The organism is Blastococcus sp. HT6-4 (assembly GCF_039679125.1).
In the GTDB taxonomy this organism is placed as follows: domain Bacteria; phylum Actinomycetota; class Actinomycetes; order Mycobacteriales; family Geodermatophilaceae; genus Blastococcus; species Blastococcus montanus.
The window spans coordinates 2,826,455-2,840,886 of record NZ_CP155551.1; the positions used below are offsets into that span (position 1 = coordinate 2,826,455).

Sequence of the window (14,432 nt, forward strand, 5' to 3'; positions counted from 1 at the left end):
CCTCCCCCGTCCGCCGAGGAGCGCCTCCGTCATGGGAGCCCCCCTGTCCTCCGCCCCGCAGACCGCCCACCCGGACCGGTTCCGCGTCGCCGGCAACCACGCGGCCGAGCCCGCGCGACCCGGATCGCCCGGGGACCGCGGCAGCACCCGCTGCGCACACTGCACCGACGGGCTCGGCGAGCCGCGCCCGGTGGAGCCCGGCTCGTTCCGGGATCGGGTGCACCGCCACCACGGCGTGGCCGTCGCGTACCGGGTCGCCGTCTTCACGGTGGGGCTGTTGCTGGTGATGCTCGGCATCGCCCTCACCGTGCTGCCCGGCCCCCTCACCATCCCGCCGGTCCTGGCCGGGCTCTGGGTGTGGTCGACGGAGTTCGCCTGGGCACGGCGGTTCTTCACCACGTTCCGGCGCAAGGCCGTCGAGGCCTGGCGGCACGCGCGCCAGCACCCGGCGAGCTCCGTGGCGGTCACCCTCGGTGGGCTGGCCGCCGCCGGCGTCGCGTTCTGGGCCGTGGGCCACTTCCGGCTCGTCGACCAGGCGACGACCGCGCTCGGCCTCTGAGCCCGACGGTCCCGCGTGGTCGTCAGCGCTCCGGCCCGGCGTCGTGCGGGTCCGGGGTCCGGAAGGGCGGGTCGTCCGGCGGGTCGGCGTGCTGCCCGCCCGAGTCCGCCGGCGGACGGACGGCCTCGGCGGGGCGGTCGGGCTGCTCGCCCGGCACGCCGAAGCCCTCGGCGGTCGGGGGCGCACCGGGACCGGGGTCGGCGGCCGGGATGCCGTCGTCGTCCGTGCGACCGGAGAAGGGGTCCAGGGGATCCATCATCGACATGCGCCCTCCCTACCCCGCCTCGCCGCCGTCCTCCCGTCGGCCACCGGGAGTTCCCCGGCCCGCCCCCCGGGCGTGGGGTGGGAGGGGCCGCCGGGCTACAACTCCTGCATGACCTCCGCACGGCCGCTCTCCCCCGAACCCCGACTGCGCCGCGCCCGGTTCGCCGACCTCACGCCGTTCGAGGTCTACGGGCTGTGCCGGCTGCGGGTCGACGTGTTCGTCGTGGAGCAGGAGTGCCCCTACCCGGAGCTAGACGGCCGGGACGTGGAGCCGGCCACCGAGCACCTGTGGTTCGAGGCCGGCGGCGAGGTGCTGGCCACGATCCGCGTGCTCGACGACGGCGCCACCCGGGCGATCGGCCGGGTGGCGACCGCCGCGCACGCCCGGGGCCGCGGGCTGGCCGCCCGGCTCATCGAGGAGGGGATCGGCCGGTGCGGCGGGGCCCCGATCACCCTGGGCGCCCAGGCCCACCTGGAGCCCTGGTACGAGCGGTTCGGGTTCCGCAGGAGCGGACCCGGCTACGTCGAGGACGGCATCCCGCACGTGCCGATGCGCCGTGAACCCGCCTGAGCGGAGGCGCCCGCGTCGGCCGGTCCCGGCCGCGGTGACCGGGAGCCCGCTCAGGGTCACCTAACCTGCAGGGGTGACGACGGCGACGGAGCTGCCCCCGCCGGCCGCCTCCCCGGGCGTCCGGGACGCCGTGGCGCCGGTGCGCTGGTCGCCGGTGGAGCTGCTGCCCGCGGTGCTCGTCGCCCTCCTCGGCGGCTGGCTGCTCCGCCCCGGCCACGGGCTCTGGTTCGACGAGCTGTTCACCGCCGAGGTCGCCCGCCTGCCGCTGGGGGACATCCTCACCGCGATCGCCACCGGCGAGGGCACCACCAGCTACCTGGCCGGCGTGCCGCCGTCCTACAACGCCCCCTACTACCTGGTCACGCACGTCTGGATGTCCGTGCCGGGCCTGGGCGGGGACACCTCCCTCCGCGTCCTGTCCCTCCTGGCCACGGCAGGCGGGCTCGCGCTGCTCACCCGCGCGCTCACCCGCCTCGCGGGCCGGGGCACCGGGGTGCTGGCCGGGCTGGTGCTCGCCGCCAACCCGCTGGTGCTCGAGCAGTCCGTCGAGGCCCGGAGCTACGGGCTGGCCGTCCTGGCCACCGGGGCCACGGCGCTCGGACTGGTCCGCTGGCTGCAGGAGCCGCCGCGGGGCCTGCTGCTGTTCGGCCTGGCCGGAGCGGGCATGGGGCTGGCGCACTGGTACGCGGTCACCGTGCTCGCCGCCTTCGTCGTCGCCGCGGTGCTGCTCCGGGGACGGCGGGCCCTGCCCGTCGTGCTCACGGGGGCGCTGGCCGCCCTGCCGGCCGTGGGCTTCGTGAGCCTCGCCGTCCTGAACGGGACCGGCGCACGCAACGCCGAGCACCTGCGCGACACCGACGGCGAACTGGTCGCCCTCGCCGCCGAGGCCTGGGCCGGCGGCCGCACCCCGCTCCTCCACGTGGCGCTGGGGCTGGCCGTGGTGGGGGCCTTCCGCGCGACCGGCGCCCGGGTGGTCGGCGTCTCGTGGCTGGTCGTGCCGCTGCTGCTGCTGCTGGCCGCCGAGCTGGTGCGGCCGGTGTTCCTCCCCCGCTACCTGCTGGCCGGGCTGCTCGGCCTGGGCGTGCTGGCGGCGGCCGGCGCGATGGCGATGCCCCGGGCGGCCCGGATCCCGGTGGCGGCGCTCCTGCTGGGCTGCTCGCTGCTGGCCTCCGCGCCGCTGGCCGACCGCGGCCCGCGGGAACGGGCCGAGGACGTGGTGGCGGTGCTCGCCGACGTGCAGCAGCCCGGCGAGCCGATCGTCGCCGCCGACCAGCGGTCGGCCACCGGCCTGGACCACTACGTGCGCACCCTGGCCCCCCGCCTGCGCCCGGACGTCGTGCTGCCCCCGGACGACGCACCGGCGGGCGAGGACCGGGTCTGGGTGGTGCGCCGGCTCCTCGGCGGGGAGCCCGAGCCCACCGACGACGACGCCGTCCTCCGGAGCGCCGGCCTGCGGATCGTCGACCAGTACGACTTCCCGGCGAGCAAGACCGACCTGGTCCTCCAGCTCTGGAGCCGCTGACCCGTCCGAGGTCAGCGGCGGCCGCGCACCGCCCAGGTCAGCGACCGGAGCGACTGCCGCAGCCGCGCCCTCGCCGTCCAGGCCGAGCGGCCCACCGGACGCCGGTCCCGCACGACGGGCACGCTGGCCACCGGCCGGCCGGACCGGCCGACGGCGAGGACCACGCTCGGCGCGCCGTGTTCCTGCACGGCGGTCACGACGGCGGCGCGCACCGCGGGCCTCATGGCCAGGAAGGCCCCGGCGTCCGGCGGCAGCCCGGTCAGCCGGCCGGCCAGGCGCCGGTGCAGCGTGCCGGTGAGCCGCCGCAGCGGGGACTCGTAGCGCCCGCGCCGCCCGGCGAACACGGCCTCCACGTCGCCGGCGGCCAGCCGGTCGAGGAGCAGCGGCACCGCCTCCGGCGGGTCCTGCAGGTCGGCATCCAGGCACACCCAGACGTCGGCGGCGGGCTCCGCGGCCAGCCCGCAGGCCAGTGCGGCGTGCTGCCCGACGTTGACCGTCAGCCCGGTGACCGCGATCCGGGCATCCCGGGCGGCGAGGGCGAGCGCCACGGCCGCGCTGTCGTCCGGCGAGGCGTCGATGACCAGCCGCAGCCGCCACTCGCGGCCGGTCAGCGCGGCGGCCAGCCGGTCGGCGAGCTCGGGCAGGGTCGCCTCGTTGCCGTACACCGGCACGACGACCGCCACCCGGGACCCGGCTCCGCCGGTCACCCCGCCGCCCAGGTCCGCGCCAGCCCCTCGGCGAGGTCCACCGTCGGGGTCCAGCCCAGCAGCCGCCGGGCCAGCGCCGGGTCGCTGACCCAGTCGGCGGTGTCCCAGCCACGCCCGGGGTGGGCGCCCGGCGCCGTCGCGATCGGGCGGCCGGTGACCCGTTCGGCGGTGGCCACGAGCTCCTCGGTGCTGGTCTGGACGCCGGTGCCGATGTTCAGCACGACCCCCGGGGGCAGGTCCTCGTCCACCGCCGCACGGATGCAGGTGTCGACGACGTCGCCGACCCACACCCAGTCTCGCCGGCTCAGCCGGGCGGGCAGGGCCACCGTCCCGCCGGTGCGCGCGGCGGCCATCACGACCGGGACCAGGCGGGTGGGGTGGTCACCGGGCCCGTAGACCTGGAAGGCCCGCAGCACCACGGCCCGGACGCCTCGCTCGGCGGCCGCCGCCTGCAGGAGGAGCGAACCGGCCGCCTTGGTCGCGCCGAAGAAGCCGCGCGGCTCCAGGGCGGCGTCCTCGGCCAGCGGGTGCGGGGCGGCGGCGTACTCGGTCGAGGAGCCCAGCCGCACCACGGCACGGCAGCGCCCGGGCAGGGCGTCGACCAGCCACGGGCTGGTGTTGACCGCCGTCGTGGCGGCGCGCTCCTCGGGCGTGGCCTTCGACCGGCCGGCGGCGAGGGCGAACACGACGTCGGGGTCCGCGGCCCGGACCGCGGCCGCGCCGGCGACCGGGTCGGCGAGGTCGACGTCGCGCCGGGTGAGGCCGGTGACGTGCCAGCCGTCCCGTTCCAGCCGGTCGACCAGGTGCCGGCCGACGAATCCACCGGCCCCCGTCACGAGCGCTCTCACGCCGGCTGCGCCACCCGTGCGGCGGTGTCGTGGGGCGGGGCCGTGACGGCGGCGACGAACGCCTCCCGCAGGGCGGCGGTGCGCTCGGCACCGGCCCGGCGGAGCTCGTCGAGACCCGCCAGCAGGCGCGGCACCTCCACGAACGGGTCCCGGCCGGCCATGTCGGCGGTGAACGAACGGCGCAGGAACGTGAACCGGGTGCCGATCCGGACCAGCTCGGCGGCCAGCAGCTCGCCCGGCACCGGGAAGCCCCGGCCCGGGAGGGTCAGGCCCCCCACCCCGAAGTCCATGGGGACCTGGGCCCGCACCGCGTCGACCGTGCCGTCGACGAGCGGGGCGAACAGCTCGGTGGACCGGCGGTCGATGCGCAGGTCGTTGAGGCCGACGTAGATCCGCGAGAGCGGCCGCCGCCCGAGCTCGGCCGCGCGGTCGACGGCGTCCTGGGTCTCGACCAGGATGCCCAGGCCGCACCGCCCCGCGACGAGGTCCAGGGTCCGGTCGATCTCCTCGGTCGAGCGCACCATGGGCAGGAGGAGCTCGTCGGCCCCGCGGGCGACCGCGTCGGCCACCTCGTCGGCGGTCCACGGCCCGAACCCGTTGATCCGGCAGACCAGGCGGCCCGGGGTCGCCGCGCGCATCCGCGACAGGTCCTCGGGGGTGTCCCCGTTGATCTGGGTCCCCTCACCCGCCTGGCGCCGCAGCTTGCCGCGCCGCTCCCAGTCGACGACGATCCCGGCCGCACCCGCGGCCACGACGTCGTGACCCCACTGCGGGTCGACGGTGAAGAGGAACAGGTCCATGCCGGGCAGCTTAGGCATTCCTAACCGAACATCCCGGCCGGGTCCCGGTGCGTCGGCTCAGATCGCCGGATCGGCGACGACGGCGCGCGTGGCGCGCCCGGCCGCCGGGAACGTCAGCGCCGCGCCGACGACCTCGATCGCCACCTCCTGGCCGACCACGGGCAGCTCCGCGCCCTCCAGCCGGGCGGTCACCGTCGTGCCGTCGGCCAGCGTCAGCCACACGCGGGAGTCGTGTCCGTAGAAGTCCACGCTGCGCACCCGCGCCCGGGCACCCGGCCCGAGCGGCGCGCCGAGCCGCAGCTGCTCCGGCCGCAGCAGGATCCGGGCCGGGCCGTCGGCTCCCGCCCCCGCGACGGGGAGGGCGCCCAGGACGCAGTGGGCGTCGCCGTCCCGGATCTCGGCCTCGAGGACCACCGACTCGCCGACGAACGCGGCCACGTCGAGGTCGGCCGGACGGCGGTAGAGCGTCCTCGGGTCGGTGAGCTGGACCAGCCGCCCGCCGCGCAGGACCGCCACCTGGTCGGCGGTCGACAACGCCTCGGCCTGGTCGTGCGTGACCAGCACGGCGGTCGCGCCGGCGGCGGTGAGCGCCGCGACGACGGCCCTCCGGGTCTCCTCGCGCAGCGCGGCGTCCAGGGAGGAGAACGGCTCGTCGAGCAGCACGAGGGAGGGCTCGGGGGCCAGCGCCCGGGCGAGCGCGACGCGCTGCTGCTGGCCGCCGGAGAGCTGGTGCGGCGACCGGTCGGCCAGCGCGGGGTCCAGGCCAACCAGCGCCAGCAGCTCCGCCACCCGCCCGCGGTCGGCGCGCAGCCGCCGGGGCAGGCCGAACGTGACGTTGCCCGCCACGCTCAGGTGCGGGAACAGGCCACCCTCCTGCGGCACGAAGCCGATCCCCCGGCGGCGGGCGGGCACGCCCCGCCCGGCACCGGCCACGACCCGGTCGCCGAGGACGACGGTGCCGCTGTCGGGGTCGTCGAAGCCGGCGACCAGGCGCAGCAGCGTCGTCTTGCCGCAGCCCGAGGGGCCGAGCAGGGCGGTGAGCCCGCCGGCCGGCACGTGCAGGTCCACGCCGGCGAGGACGGGGGTGGCGCCGAACGCCTTGGACAGACCGGTCACGGTCAGCGAGCTCATGGGGTGAGACCTCGGGGGGTATCGGCCGCGGCGGTGCTGCGGGCGCCACGGGACAGCAGCACGGTGGCCGGCGCGGAGAGCAGCACCATGACCACCGCGTACGGGGCGGCGGCCCCGTACTCCAGGGCGTTGCTCGCCGACCAGAACGCGGTGGCGAGGGTGGCCGTCCCGGTGGGGGCCAGGAGCAGGGTCGCGGTGAGCTCGGTGACCACCGCGAGGAAGACCAGGGCCGCGCCGGCGCCGAGACCCGGCGCGAGCAGCGGGAGGGTGATCCGGCGGAGCCGGTCGGCGCCGGAGGACCCGAGCGAGGCGGCGACGTCGTCGTAGAGCGGCGGGGACTGCTCGACCGCCGCGCGGACGGTCACGATCGCCCGGGGCAGGAAGAGGATCGCGTAGGCGGCCAGCAGCACCGGAACGGTCTGGTACAGCCACGGCGTGGCCCGGATGCTCAGCGTGACCAGGGCCAGCGCGACGACGATGCCGGGCAGCGAGCTGCCCAGGTACGTGGCCCGCTCCAGCAGCGTCGCCACCCGCCCGCGGGCGCGGACCGCCAGCCACCCGGTCGGCAGGGCCATGGCGGTGGTCAGCACGGCCGCCGTGGCGGCCAGGGCCAGCGTGGTCCCGGTGGTGGCGGCGAGCGCACCCCACGCGAGGCCGGCCGACGCCCCCCCGGCCAGCCAGTAGGCCAGCGCACCGAGCGGGACCAGGAGGGCCAGGCCGACGAGCCCGGCCAGCGCCAGCAGCGCCGGCACGGTCAGCGCCCGCAGGTCCACCGGGCGGACGGGACGGGCCGCACCGCGCCCGCTGCCGGCGTAGCCGCGGTGCCCGCGCAGCCGGACCTCGCCCAGCAGCAGGAGCAGGCAGAGCAGGACGAGGACGCCGGCCAGCATGGTGGCGGCGGGCCCGTTGAAGGTGGCCCGGTACTGGTCGTAGATCGCGGTGGTGAACGTCGGGTAGCGCAGCATCTGCAGCGCCCCGAACTCGGCCAGCACGTGCAGCGCCACGAGGAGGCCGCCACCCAGCAGGGCCACCCGCAGCTGCGGGAGCTGCACCCGCCGGAACACCGCCCAGCTCGACAGGCCCAGCCCGCGGGCGGTCTCCTCCAGCGCCGGGTCGAGCCCGCGCAGGGCGGCCACCACGGGCAGGTACACGAACGGGAAGTACGACAGCGAGACGACCAGCAGCGCCCCGGCGTAGGTGTCCAGCCAGGGCAGCAGCGAGATCCAGGCGAAGCTGTTCACGAACGCCGGCACCGCGAGCGGGGCGACCAGCAGCACGTGCCACAGCCGCCGTCCGGGTACCGCCGAGCGCGCCACGAGCCAGGCCGCGCCGACGCCCAGGGCGGCGGTGACCGCCACGGTGCCCACGACCAGGCGGGTGGTGTTCCAGAGCAGCTCGGCCACCCGCGGGCGGAACACCAGCTCGCGGATGCCCGACCAGCCGACGTCCAGCGTGTACCCGGCGATGTAGACCAGCGGCAGGAGCGCCAGCGCGGCGACGCAGACCGCCAGCGCGAGGGTGACCGGCGAGCGCCAAAGCGGCCGCCGCCCCCTGCCCGCGGACGCACCGGAGCCCCGGACCGCCGGCAGGGCCGGCGCTCCGGGGCCCGGGGTGCGGAGCGCGGGAGGAGTCAGAGCAGGCCCACTTCCTGCATCAGCTCGGTGACCTGCGGGGCGTTGAGGGAGCCCGGGTCGACGGTGGGCGCCTGCAGCTCCGCCAGCGGCGGCAGCGCCTCGGCGGAGGGGACGCCGGTCCCGACGGCGTACTCCAGGGCGCTGCTGTCGGCCAGCCGCTCCTGGGCCGCACGGCTCGTGAGGTACTCGACCAGCTGCTGGGCCTGCTCGGGCTGGTCGGAGGAGGCGAGCACCCCGGCCCCCGAGACGCTGAGGAAGGCGCCCGGGTCCTGGTTGCGGAAGTAGTGCAGCTCGGCGTCGTCGCCGATGAGCCCGTTCTGGGCCTGGTCGCGGAACCAGTAGTAGTGGTACGTGATGCCGACCGGGACCTCGCCCTCGTCGACGGCCTTCATGATCGCGGTGTTGCTCGCGTAGATCTCGGCGTTGCGCTCCAGCCCGGCGAGCCACTCACGGGTCGCCTCCTCGCCCTCCAGCTCCAGGACGGCACTGACGATCGCCTGGAAGTCCGCCCCGCCGGCCGCGATGCCGACCCGGCCCTGCCACTCGGGGTCGGCGAGGTCGAGCATCGACTCCGGGAGCTCGTCCTCGGCGATCAGCGCCGGGTTGTGGATCAGCGCGGTCGAGCGGGCGGCGAAACCGACCCAGTTGCCCGACGACGGCCGGAACTGCTCCTCGACCTGGCCGAGGGTGCCCTCCTCCAGCGGCGCGAGCAGCCCGGCCTCGTCCACGGCGGAGATGGCCGGGCTGTTCTCGGTGAGGAAGACGTCGGCCGGCGAGGCCTCGCCCTCCTCGACGATCTGGTTGGCCAGCTCGGAGTCGTTCGCGTCGCGGAACTCCAGCTCGATGCCCGTCTCCGCGGTGAAGTCCTCGAGCATCGTGCGGACCAGGCTCTCGTGCTGGGCGCTGTACACGGTCAGCGTGTCGGTGTCCGAGCCGCAGGCGGCCAGCGACGCCGCGAGGGTGAGGGTGGAGACGACGCCGACGGTCGAGCGCCCGAGCCTGGTCACGTGTGTCCTCCTGCTGATAGGCGAGGCACACCTAAGCATGCCCGGTCCGGCGCCGATGAGCCGCCCACCCCGCCGGTGCGGTGCGCTACAACGGACGGCGTGACCTCTCCCGGCCCCGTCGGCCCCATGGACCCGCCCGGCGGCGCCGACGCCGTGCTGCTGCGGGAGGCCGCGGACCGGCTGGACCTGCTGGCCGACCGGACCACTCCCGGCGACTGGCGCCTGGACGGGCTCCTGGCCAGCCGGCCCGAGGTCGTCGCCCACGCCCCCGACGGCGGGACCGAGCACGTCGCCGAGGCGCGGGCCCGGAGCGGCGCCTGGATCGCCGCCCTCTCCTCCGCGCTGGCCGGCCCGCTCGCGGCCTGGCTCCGGGCCGCCGCCGACGGACCGGCGCACCCGGCCGCGGTCGAGGTGGCCCGGCACCTCGTCGCCCGCCTGCCCTGAGCGGCGCACGCTTCGGGACCGGCCGGGCGGGGAGAACGCCGCCGGACTGGGTAGGCGGCGGGGATGCAGCGACATCCGGCACCCGATCCCGTCGGCCCCGCGTCCGGCGCCGACGACCCGGACGCCCCGGAGAAGGAGGGGCTGGCACGGCGCCTGGACAAGCCGATGGGGGCGCTCGGGCTGGTGTTCGTCTTCATCGTCCTCGGCCAGTCGCTCGCCCGGGAGCCGTGGCTGGTGACCACGCTGAGCGTCACCGGGTGGGTGCTGTGGGCCGTCTTCGTCGCCGAGTTCGCCCACCGGGCGATCACCGCCCGCGACAAGCGGCGGTTCTGGGCCCGGAACTGGTGGCAGCTGATCTTCCTCGCGATCCCGTTCCTGCGGTTCGCCCGCGCGCTCACCCTGTTGCGGGCGGCGCGCGTCGGAGGCGTCGTCTCGGCCGCCGTCCGCGGATCGCGGTCGGCGGGGCGGCTGCTGAGCGGGCGGATCGGCTGGCTCTCCGCGGTGACCGTCGTCGTGGTGCTCGGGGTCAGCCAGCTCCTCTACGTCCTCGGTGCCTACGACACGTACGGGACGGCGCTCTACGACGCGGCGCAGGCCACGATCAGCGGGCGGCCGCTGTCGGCCGAGGGTGGGGTCGCCCGCTTCCTCGACATCGCCCTGGCGATCTACTCGGTGGCGGTCTTCGCCACGGTCGCCGGCGCGCTCGGGGCCTACTACCTCGAGCGCCGGGAGTCCGACAGTGGGACGCCTGCGCCGGTCGGCCCGGAACCGGACCCGCACCCGTCGGCCCCGTGACCGGCGGTGGCGTGGCCGGCGGTGGCGTGGCCGGCGGGCACGGCGGGTAGGGGGGGCCGATGAGCGACGACGTGGCCACGGGTGGGTTCGCCGGACGGCTGGGGGCCCGGCCGGAGTCGGCCGAGGACGGCACGGCGCGGATCGCGTTCGAGGCGACCGACGACCACCTCAACCCCGCCGGGACCGTGCACGGAGGCGTGCTGGCGACCCTCGTCGACACGGCGATGGGGCTGGCGGTGCGCACGACCACCGGCGACGGCGAGGTGCCGGCGACCAGCCAGCTGACGGTCACCTACCTGCGGCCGGGGAAACCCGGTCCGGTGACGGTGACCGCACGTCTGCGCACGCGCGGCGAGCACCTCACGGTGTGCGAGGCCGACGTGGAGCAGGACGGCACGGTCCTGGTCCACGCGGTGGCGACGTTCGCGCTGCTGGAGCGCTGACCGCCCCTCCGCCGCCCGGCGGATCGCCGCCCGGCCCGGGGTGGGCGGGTGGTCAGGCGGTCGTCGGCGAGGACACCTCGACGACCGCGGCCGATCCGACGTTCTCGTAGACGTCCGACTCGTCGTCGGCACCGGTCTGGGCGACGACCAGGATGTAGACGAAGATCGCGATGATGACCAGGAGGATCCCGAGCGGGATGAGGATCTTCGCCCGGCTCCTCGCCTTCGGCGTCCCCTCGTTCGGGCCGTCGTGGCTGCGGCGGTCGTCGGCGGGGTGCGACATGCGTCGGCCTCCTGGGTGCGTCGTTGCTGTCACGGATGCGGCCGGTCGACCGCCTGCCCTGTCCATGCCCACCTGGTCGGCGGCCACTCCCCCGCTGCTCGACCCGGACGGGCACCGGGGCGCCCGGCCGGGGACGATCGGTGGATGACCACTGCGAGCTGGAACGGCACCGTCGTCGCCGAGTCCGACGACATCGTCACCGTCGAGGGCAATGCCTACTTCCCGCGCGAGGCGGTGCGCGAGGACGTGCTGCGTCCGTCGGAGACCCACAGCGTCTGCCCGTGGAAGGGAACGGCGTCGTACCTCAGCCTGGAGGTCGACGGGCAGCTGAACCGGGACGCGGCCTGGTACTACCCCGAGCCGAAGGACGCCGCACGGGAGATCGCCGGGCGGGTCGCCTTCTGGAAGGGCGTCGAGGTGCGCTGACCGCGCCCCGGCGCCGGATCAGCGGCCGGGGCGGGACCCGGCGAGCTCGCGGGCCGACGCCGCGGCCTCGGCATCGAGCTGCCGGCCGACGGACTCGAGGAAGGAGTCCCAGGCCTGCTGCGGCGTGCGCCCGAGGGCGGCCGCGATCTGCTCCCAGTCGGCGCCGCCGCGGAGTGCGGCGCGGATGCCGACCAGCTGGCTGTCGTGCGCCTTGCGAGCGATGACCTCGCCGAGGGCCAGCAGCTCCAGCGACTCGTGGACGTCGAGCCGGGTCTGGGTGTCACGCAGGGAGGCGGCCCAGGGGTCGGGGTCGACGTCCTGGACGGTGTTCAGCGCGGTGTCGCCGTTGTCGCGGCGACTGAGGAAGTCCAGCCGGGTGGCGGCCGTTGTCAGCGAGAACTCCGCCTCGAGGGCCTCGGGTGTGATGCTCATGAGGAGAGGCTTCCCCTTCGTCGGCCGCGCGCCAAACCCGCGCGCGGAGCGATCTCGGACACGCGGAGGGCCCGCACCCCCCGTGCGGGTGCGGGCCCTCCGCGCGAGGCCCCTGGGGGCCGGCCGGCTCAGCTCTCGACGCCGACGGCGTCCTTGGCGAGGGCGGCCAGCTGGGTCTGCGCGGCGCTGACCACGTTCGACCGGTTCTTGTGGGTCTCCTCGTAGCGGGTGATCACGTTGATGTCGTGCGGCGTCTTCAGCTGCTTGATCGCCTTCACGGCGTCGTTGGCCGACATGGAGTCGTAGGCCTTGATCGGCAGCTCGTCGGCGTTGAGGTCGCCGAGCTCCTCACGGGTCTCGCGGGCCACGTTCGCGGCCTCCTGGTTGCCCTCGCGCTGGGCGATCCGCTCGGCGCGGCGCAGCGAGGCGGCTCGGCCGACGGTGAGGGTCTCCCGCACCGCACCGCTCAGGGCGGCGGCGCGGTCGGCGACCGACCCGATCCGCTCGGTGGTCTCCTCACCGGCGTGCTGCACGCTGTCGACGGCGTGGTTCACCGTGTTGGCCCAGAAGCGCACCGGGGCGTTGACCGCGCGGGCGACACCGCCGGCGACCTTCTGCAGCGGGGTGGCGACCAGGGCGGCCGGGCCACCCAGGGCCTCCTCGGCGAGGACGACGGTCAGCCACTCGACGGTGGCCGAGTGGGCGTCGACGAGCTTCTCCGCCAGGCGCTGGGTCGGCACGTCGGAGGCGGTCTCGGCGAGGACCCTGAGGTAGGTGGCGCGGTCGAGCAGCTGGTGCTCGAGCTGCAGGTCCTGGAGCAGGGCCTCCTCGACGGAGGTCGTCTGCTCGAAGGTGGCCTTGAGCCCGGCGGAGAGCCGGCCGACGACCGGGGTGACGACGTCGGGCACGCCGCCCAGGGCGCGCAGGCGCTCGGTGATCTCGATGGAGCGGGCCGCGGCGTTGTCGGCGTTCTGCGTCAGCTCGCGGCGCACGGCGTCGGTGCGGGCCTGCGAGATGCGGGTGCGCGCGATCTGCTCCTCGGTCTGCGTGAGCAGGACGAGGGCGCGCAGCTGGTTGATCATCTTCGTGGTCTTGTCGGTCATGACTCCTTCATGCCCCGGACGGGCCCGGTGCTAACAAGAGCAAGCAGATTGCTAGCAGTGAGGCGCGTCACCCGTCCGGGTGAATCCCCGTCGGCGCACCACCGGCGGCGCGGCCACGCGCCCGGGTCGCGTCCGGACCCGGGCGCCGCCACCCGGTGGGGCGCGCGCGGGATCAGCCGGCCTCGGCCGCGACCCGACTGGTGGCGACGGCGCGCCGGGGCCGGACGTCGAACCGCAGCACCGGCTGGGTCATGTCCTCGGTGAGCTCGTAGGGCGGACGCGGGGCGAGCCGGACCGGCCGGGGCGGCAGCGTGGACGGCGGCAGGGTCTTGCCGCAGCCGACGCAGTAGCGGCCTCGCTGGTGCACGGCTCCGCAGTGCGCGCAGGTCATGACGACTCCTCGGGTCCTTCGACGACGACTGACGACCGGACCCTGGCAGGACGACCGGCCACGGGGAAAGCCGATCGTGCGGGAGTGACGAGCCGTTACGGGACCGTCATGAACGGGCGGGTTCCGCATCGGGCCCGATGGCGCCGCCGGCAGAAGACGTGGTCACCTCCCGGTCCAGCGGGGTGCCCGCTTCTCCAGGCGGGCGGCGATGCCCTCCTTGCGGTCCTCGCTGAGGTAGGGGTTCGGCCCGACGTCCAGCCGCAGGCCCTGCCAGAGCGGGAGTTCCAGCGCCTTGACCGCGGTCTCCTTCATCCGGCGCACCGACAGCGGGGCGTTGGCGGCGATGCGGTCGGCCAGGCCGAGCGCCGTGGGCAGCACCTCGTCGGGCCCCACCAGCCGGTTGACCAGGCCCCACCGATGCGCCTCGGTGGCATCCATCGGGTCGCCGGTGAACAGCAGCTCGAGGGCGATCCCCACCGGGATGCGCTTGGGCAGGACGACCGACCCGAAGTTGGCGCCCATGCCGATCGCGGCCTCGGGCAGGGCGAACCGCACGGCCGGCGAGGCGATCCGCAGGTCGCAGGCGAGCGCCAGCTCGAAGCCGCCCGCGACGGCCGGGCCGTTCAGCGCGGCGATCACCGGCACGGGCGTCTCGGTGACCACCTCGAACACCGCACGGGCCGGCCGGTTCATCGGCGGGCGGAACCGCTCGCCCCGCTCGTCGGCGGCCCGGATCTCCTTCAGGTCGAAGCCGGCGCAGAAGGCGGGGCCGGTGCCGGTGAGCACGACCGCGCGAACCCCGTCCTCGGCGACCCGGAGCAGCTCCTCCACGAGGTCGGCCTGCAGGTCGGTGGACAGCGCGTTGCGCCGCTCGGGCCGGTCGAGGGTGAGCACCCGGACGGAGCCGCGGTCCTCGACGAGGAGCCCGGAGTCGTGGCGCCGCGCATCGCTGGTCCCTGCATCGTCCACCCGTGCAACCTCCGCCCCCGCCGCCGCGCCGGCAACCCGGCCGGTGGCACCCCGGCCCGGGCGGGTCCCCGGCGGCCCCGGGCAGCCCGCCCCTATCGGCAGG

At 76.1% G+C, this 14,432-nt stretch carries 19 protein-coding genes; 7 read left to right on the forward strand and 12 right to left on the reverse strand.

Features of this window, described 5'->3' with window-relative positions:
* The first annotated feature begins 31 nt into the window (after positions 1–31).
* Entirely contained in the window at positions 32–559 is a 528-nt protein-coding gene (locus ABDB74_RS13485; RefSeq protein WP_346619146.1) for a PGPGW domain-containing protein, read from the forward strand.
* A 22-nt stretch (positions 560–581) separates the two neighbouring features.
* On the opposite strand, the gene ABDB74_RS13490 is transcribed toward ABDB74_RS13485, so the two are convergent.
* Entirely contained in the window at positions 582–824 is a 243-nt protein-coding gene (locus tag ABDB74_RS13490; protein ID WP_346619148.1) for a hypothetical protein, read from the reverse strand.
* Between the two features lie 108 nt (positions 825–932).
* Between ABDB74_RS13490 and ABDB74_RS13495 the strand changes: the two genes are divergently transcribed.
* Both ABDB74_RS13495 and ABDB74_RS13500 read left to right on the forward strand, forming a co-directional pair.
* Entirely contained in the window at positions 933–1,394 is a 462-nt protein-coding gene (locus ABDB74_RS13495) for a GNAT family N-acetyltransferase (RefSeq protein ID WP_346619149.1), read from the forward strand.
* Between the two features lie 73 nt (positions 1,395–1,467).
* Positions 1,468–2,916 (forward strand): glycosyltransferase family 39 protein, encoded by a 1,449-nt coding sequence (locus ABDB74_RS13500; RefSeq protein WP_346619151.1) that lies wholly within the window; start codon positions 1,468–1,470, stop codon positions 2,914–2,916.
* 11 nt (positions 2,917–2,927) lie between these two features.
* On the opposite strand, the gene ABDB74_RS13505 is transcribed toward ABDB74_RS13500, so the two are convergent.
* The 6 genes from ABDB74_RS13505 to ABDB74_RS13530 form a co-directional block, all read right to left on the reverse strand.
* Entirely contained in the window at positions 2,928–3,599 is a 672-nt protein-coding gene (locus tag ABDB74_RS13505) for a glycosyltransferase (RefSeq protein ID WP_346619152.1), read from the reverse strand.
* A 20-nt stretch (positions 3,600–3,619) separates the two neighbouring features.
* Positions 3,620–4,471 (reverse strand): NAD(P)-dependent oxidoreductase, encoded by an 852-nt coding sequence (locus ABDB74_RS13510; RefSeq protein WP_346619153.1) that lies wholly within the window; start codon positions 4,469–4,471, stop codon positions 3,620–3,622.
* Positions 4,468–5,271, reverse strand: a complete 804-nt coding sequence (locus ABDB74_RS13515) for an aldolase (RefSeq protein ID WP_346619155.1) — start codon at positions 5,269–5,271, stop codon at positions 4,468–4,470. The genes ABDB74_RS13510 and ABDB74_RS13515 overlap by 4 nt, the downstream gene beginning before the upstream one ends.
* 57 nt (positions 5,272–5,328) lie before the next feature.
* The gene (locus ABDB74_RS13520; protein WP_346619156.1) at positions 5,329–6,402 is read right to left on the reverse strand and encodes an ABC transporter ATP-binding protein; all 1,074 of its coding nucleotides are present in this window, start codon (positions 6,400–6,402) and stop codon (positions 5,329–5,331) included.
* On the reverse strand, positions 6,399–7,820 hold the full coding sequence (locus ABDB74_RS13525; RefSeq protein WP_346619157.1) for an iron ABC transporter permease: 1,422 nt from the start codon (positions 7,818–7,820) through the stop codon (positions 6,399–6,401). Before ABDB74_RS13525 ends, ABDB74_RS13520 begins: the two co-directional genes overlap by 4 nt.
* 212 nt (positions 7,821–8,032) lie before the next feature.
* Positions 8,033–9,043: an iron ABC transporter substrate-binding protein gene (locus ABDB74_RS13530; RefSeq protein WP_346619159.1), complete on the reverse strand. Its 1,011-nt coding sequence runs from the start codon at positions 9,041–9,043 to the stop codon at positions 8,033–8,035.
* A 99-nt stretch (positions 9,044–9,142) separates the two neighbouring features.
* On the opposite strand from ABDB74_RS13530, the gene ABDB74_RS13535 reads away from it, so the two are divergent.
* The 3 genes from ABDB74_RS13535 (at position 9,143) to ABDB74_RS13545 (ending at position 10,725) form a co-directional block, all read left to right on the forward strand.
* Positions 9,143–9,487, forward strand: coding sequence for a hypothetical protein (locus ABDB74_RS13535; RefSeq protein WP_346619160.1), 345 nt, complete (start codon positions 9,143–9,145; stop codon positions 9,485–9,487).
* Between the two features lie 63 nt (positions 9,488–9,550).
* Positions 9,551–10,282, forward strand: coding sequence for a hypothetical protein (locus ABDB74_RS13540; RefSeq protein WP_346619162.1), 732 nt, complete (start codon positions 9,551–9,553; stop codon positions 10,280–10,282).
* A 59-nt stretch (positions 10,283–10,341) separates the two neighbouring features.
* A complete protein-coding gene (locus ABDB74_RS13545; protein WP_346619164.1) occupies positions 10,342–10,725 on the forward strand; it encodes a PaaI family thioesterase in 384 nt (127 codons plus the stop codon).
* A 52-nt stretch (positions 10,726–10,777) separates the two neighbouring features.
* Here ABDB74_RS13545 and ABDB74_RS13550 read toward each other — a convergent pair whose 3' ends face one another.
* On the reverse strand, positions 10,778–11,008 hold the full coding sequence (locus ABDB74_RS13550) for a hypothetical protein (RefSeq protein WP_346619166.1): 231 nt from the start codon (positions 11,006–11,008) through the stop codon (positions 10,778–10,780).
* A 144-nt stretch (positions 11,009–11,152) separates the two neighbouring features.
* Between ABDB74_RS13550 and ABDB74_RS13555 the strand changes: the two genes are divergently transcribed.
* The gene (locus ABDB74_RS13555; RefSeq protein WP_346619168.1) at positions 11,153–11,434 is read left to right on the forward strand and encodes a DUF427 domain-containing protein; all 282 of its coding nucleotides are present in this window, start codon (positions 11,153–11,155) and stop codon (positions 11,432–11,434) included.
* Positions 11,435–11,452: 18 nt separating this feature from the next.
* On the opposite strand, the gene ABDB74_RS13560 is transcribed toward ABDB74_RS13555, so the two are convergent.
* From ABDB74_RS13560 to ABDB74_RS13575, 4 genes are all read right to left on the reverse strand, one after another.
* A complete protein-coding gene (locus ABDB74_RS13560) occupies positions 11,453–11,866 on the reverse strand; it encodes a hypothetical protein (RefSeq protein WP_346619170.1) in 414 nt (137 codons plus the stop codon).
* Between the two features lie 128 nt (positions 11,867–11,994).
* The gene (locus ABDB74_RS13565) at positions 11,995–12,969 is read right to left on the reverse strand and encodes a ferritin-like domain-containing protein (RefSeq protein WP_346619172.1); all 975 of its coding nucleotides are present in this window, start codon (positions 12,967–12,969) and stop codon (positions 11,995–11,997) included.
* Positions 12,970–13,141: 172 nt separating this feature from the next.
* Positions 13,142–13,360, reverse strand: coding sequence for a hypothetical protein (locus ABDB74_RS13570; protein ID WP_346619174.1), 219 nt, complete (start codon positions 13,358–13,360; stop codon positions 13,142–13,144).
* 162 nt (positions 13,361–13,522) lie between these two features.
* Positions 13,523–14,329, reverse strand: coding sequence for an enoyl-CoA hydratase/isomerase family protein (locus ABDB74_RS13575; RefSeq protein ID WP_346619175.1), 807 nt, complete (start codon positions 14,327–14,329; stop codon positions 13,523–13,525).
* Between the last annotated feature and the right edge of the window lie 103 nt (positions 14,330–14,432).

Excerpts from the sequence above, each read along its gene's own strand:
- ABDB74_RS13520 (WP_346619156.1), bottom strand. The coding sequence starts at position 6,402 with ATGAGCTCGCTGACCGTGACCGGTCTGTCCAAGGCGTTCGGCGCCACC.
- ABDB74_RS13570 (WP_346619174.1), bottom strand. The coding sequence starts at position 13,360 with ATGACCTGCGCGCACTGCGGAGCCGTGCACCAGCGAGGCCGCTACTGC.
- ABDB74_RS13515 (WP_346619155.1), bottom strand. The coding sequence starts at position 5,271 with ATGGACCTGTTCCTCTTCACCGTCGACCCGCAGTGGGGTCACGACGTC.
- ABDB74_RS13540 (WP_346619162.1), top strand. The coding sequence starts at position 9,551 with ATGCAGCGACATCCGGCACCCGATCCCGTCGGCCCCGCGTCCGGCGCC.
- ABDB74_RS13490 (WP_346619148.1), bottom strand. The coding sequence starts at position 824 with ATGTCGATGATGGATCCCCTGGACCCCTTCTCCGGTCGCACGGACGAC.
- ABDB74_RS13560 (WP_346619170.1), bottom strand. The coding sequence starts at position 11,866 with ATGAGCATCACACCCGAGGCCCTCGAGGCGGAGTTCTCGCTGACAACG.
- ABDB74_RS13545 (WP_346619164.1), top strand. The coding sequence starts at position 10,342 with ATGAGCGACGACGTGGCCACGGGTGGGTTCGCCGGACGGCTGGGGGCC.
- ABDB74_RS13485 (WP_346619146.1), top strand. The coding sequence starts at position 32 with ATGGGAGCCCCCCTGTCCTCCGCCCCGCAGACCGCCCACCCGGACCGG.
- ABDB74_RS13495 (WP_346619149.1), top strand. The coding sequence starts at position 933 with ATGACCTCCGCACGGCCGCTCTCCCCCGAACCCCGACTGCGCCGCGCC.
- ABDB74_RS13550 (WP_346619166.1), bottom strand. The coding sequence starts at position 11,008 with ATGTCGCACCCCGCCGACGACCGCCGCAGCCACGACGGCCCGAACGAG.
- ABDB74_RS13555 (WP_346619168.1), top strand. The coding sequence starts at position 11,153 with ATGACCACTGCGAGCTGGAACGGCACCGTCGTCGCCGAGTCCGACGAC.
- ABDB74_RS13565 (WP_346619172.1), bottom strand. The coding sequence starts at position 12,969 with ATGACCGACAAGACCACGAAGATGATCAACCAGCTGCGCGCCCTCGTC.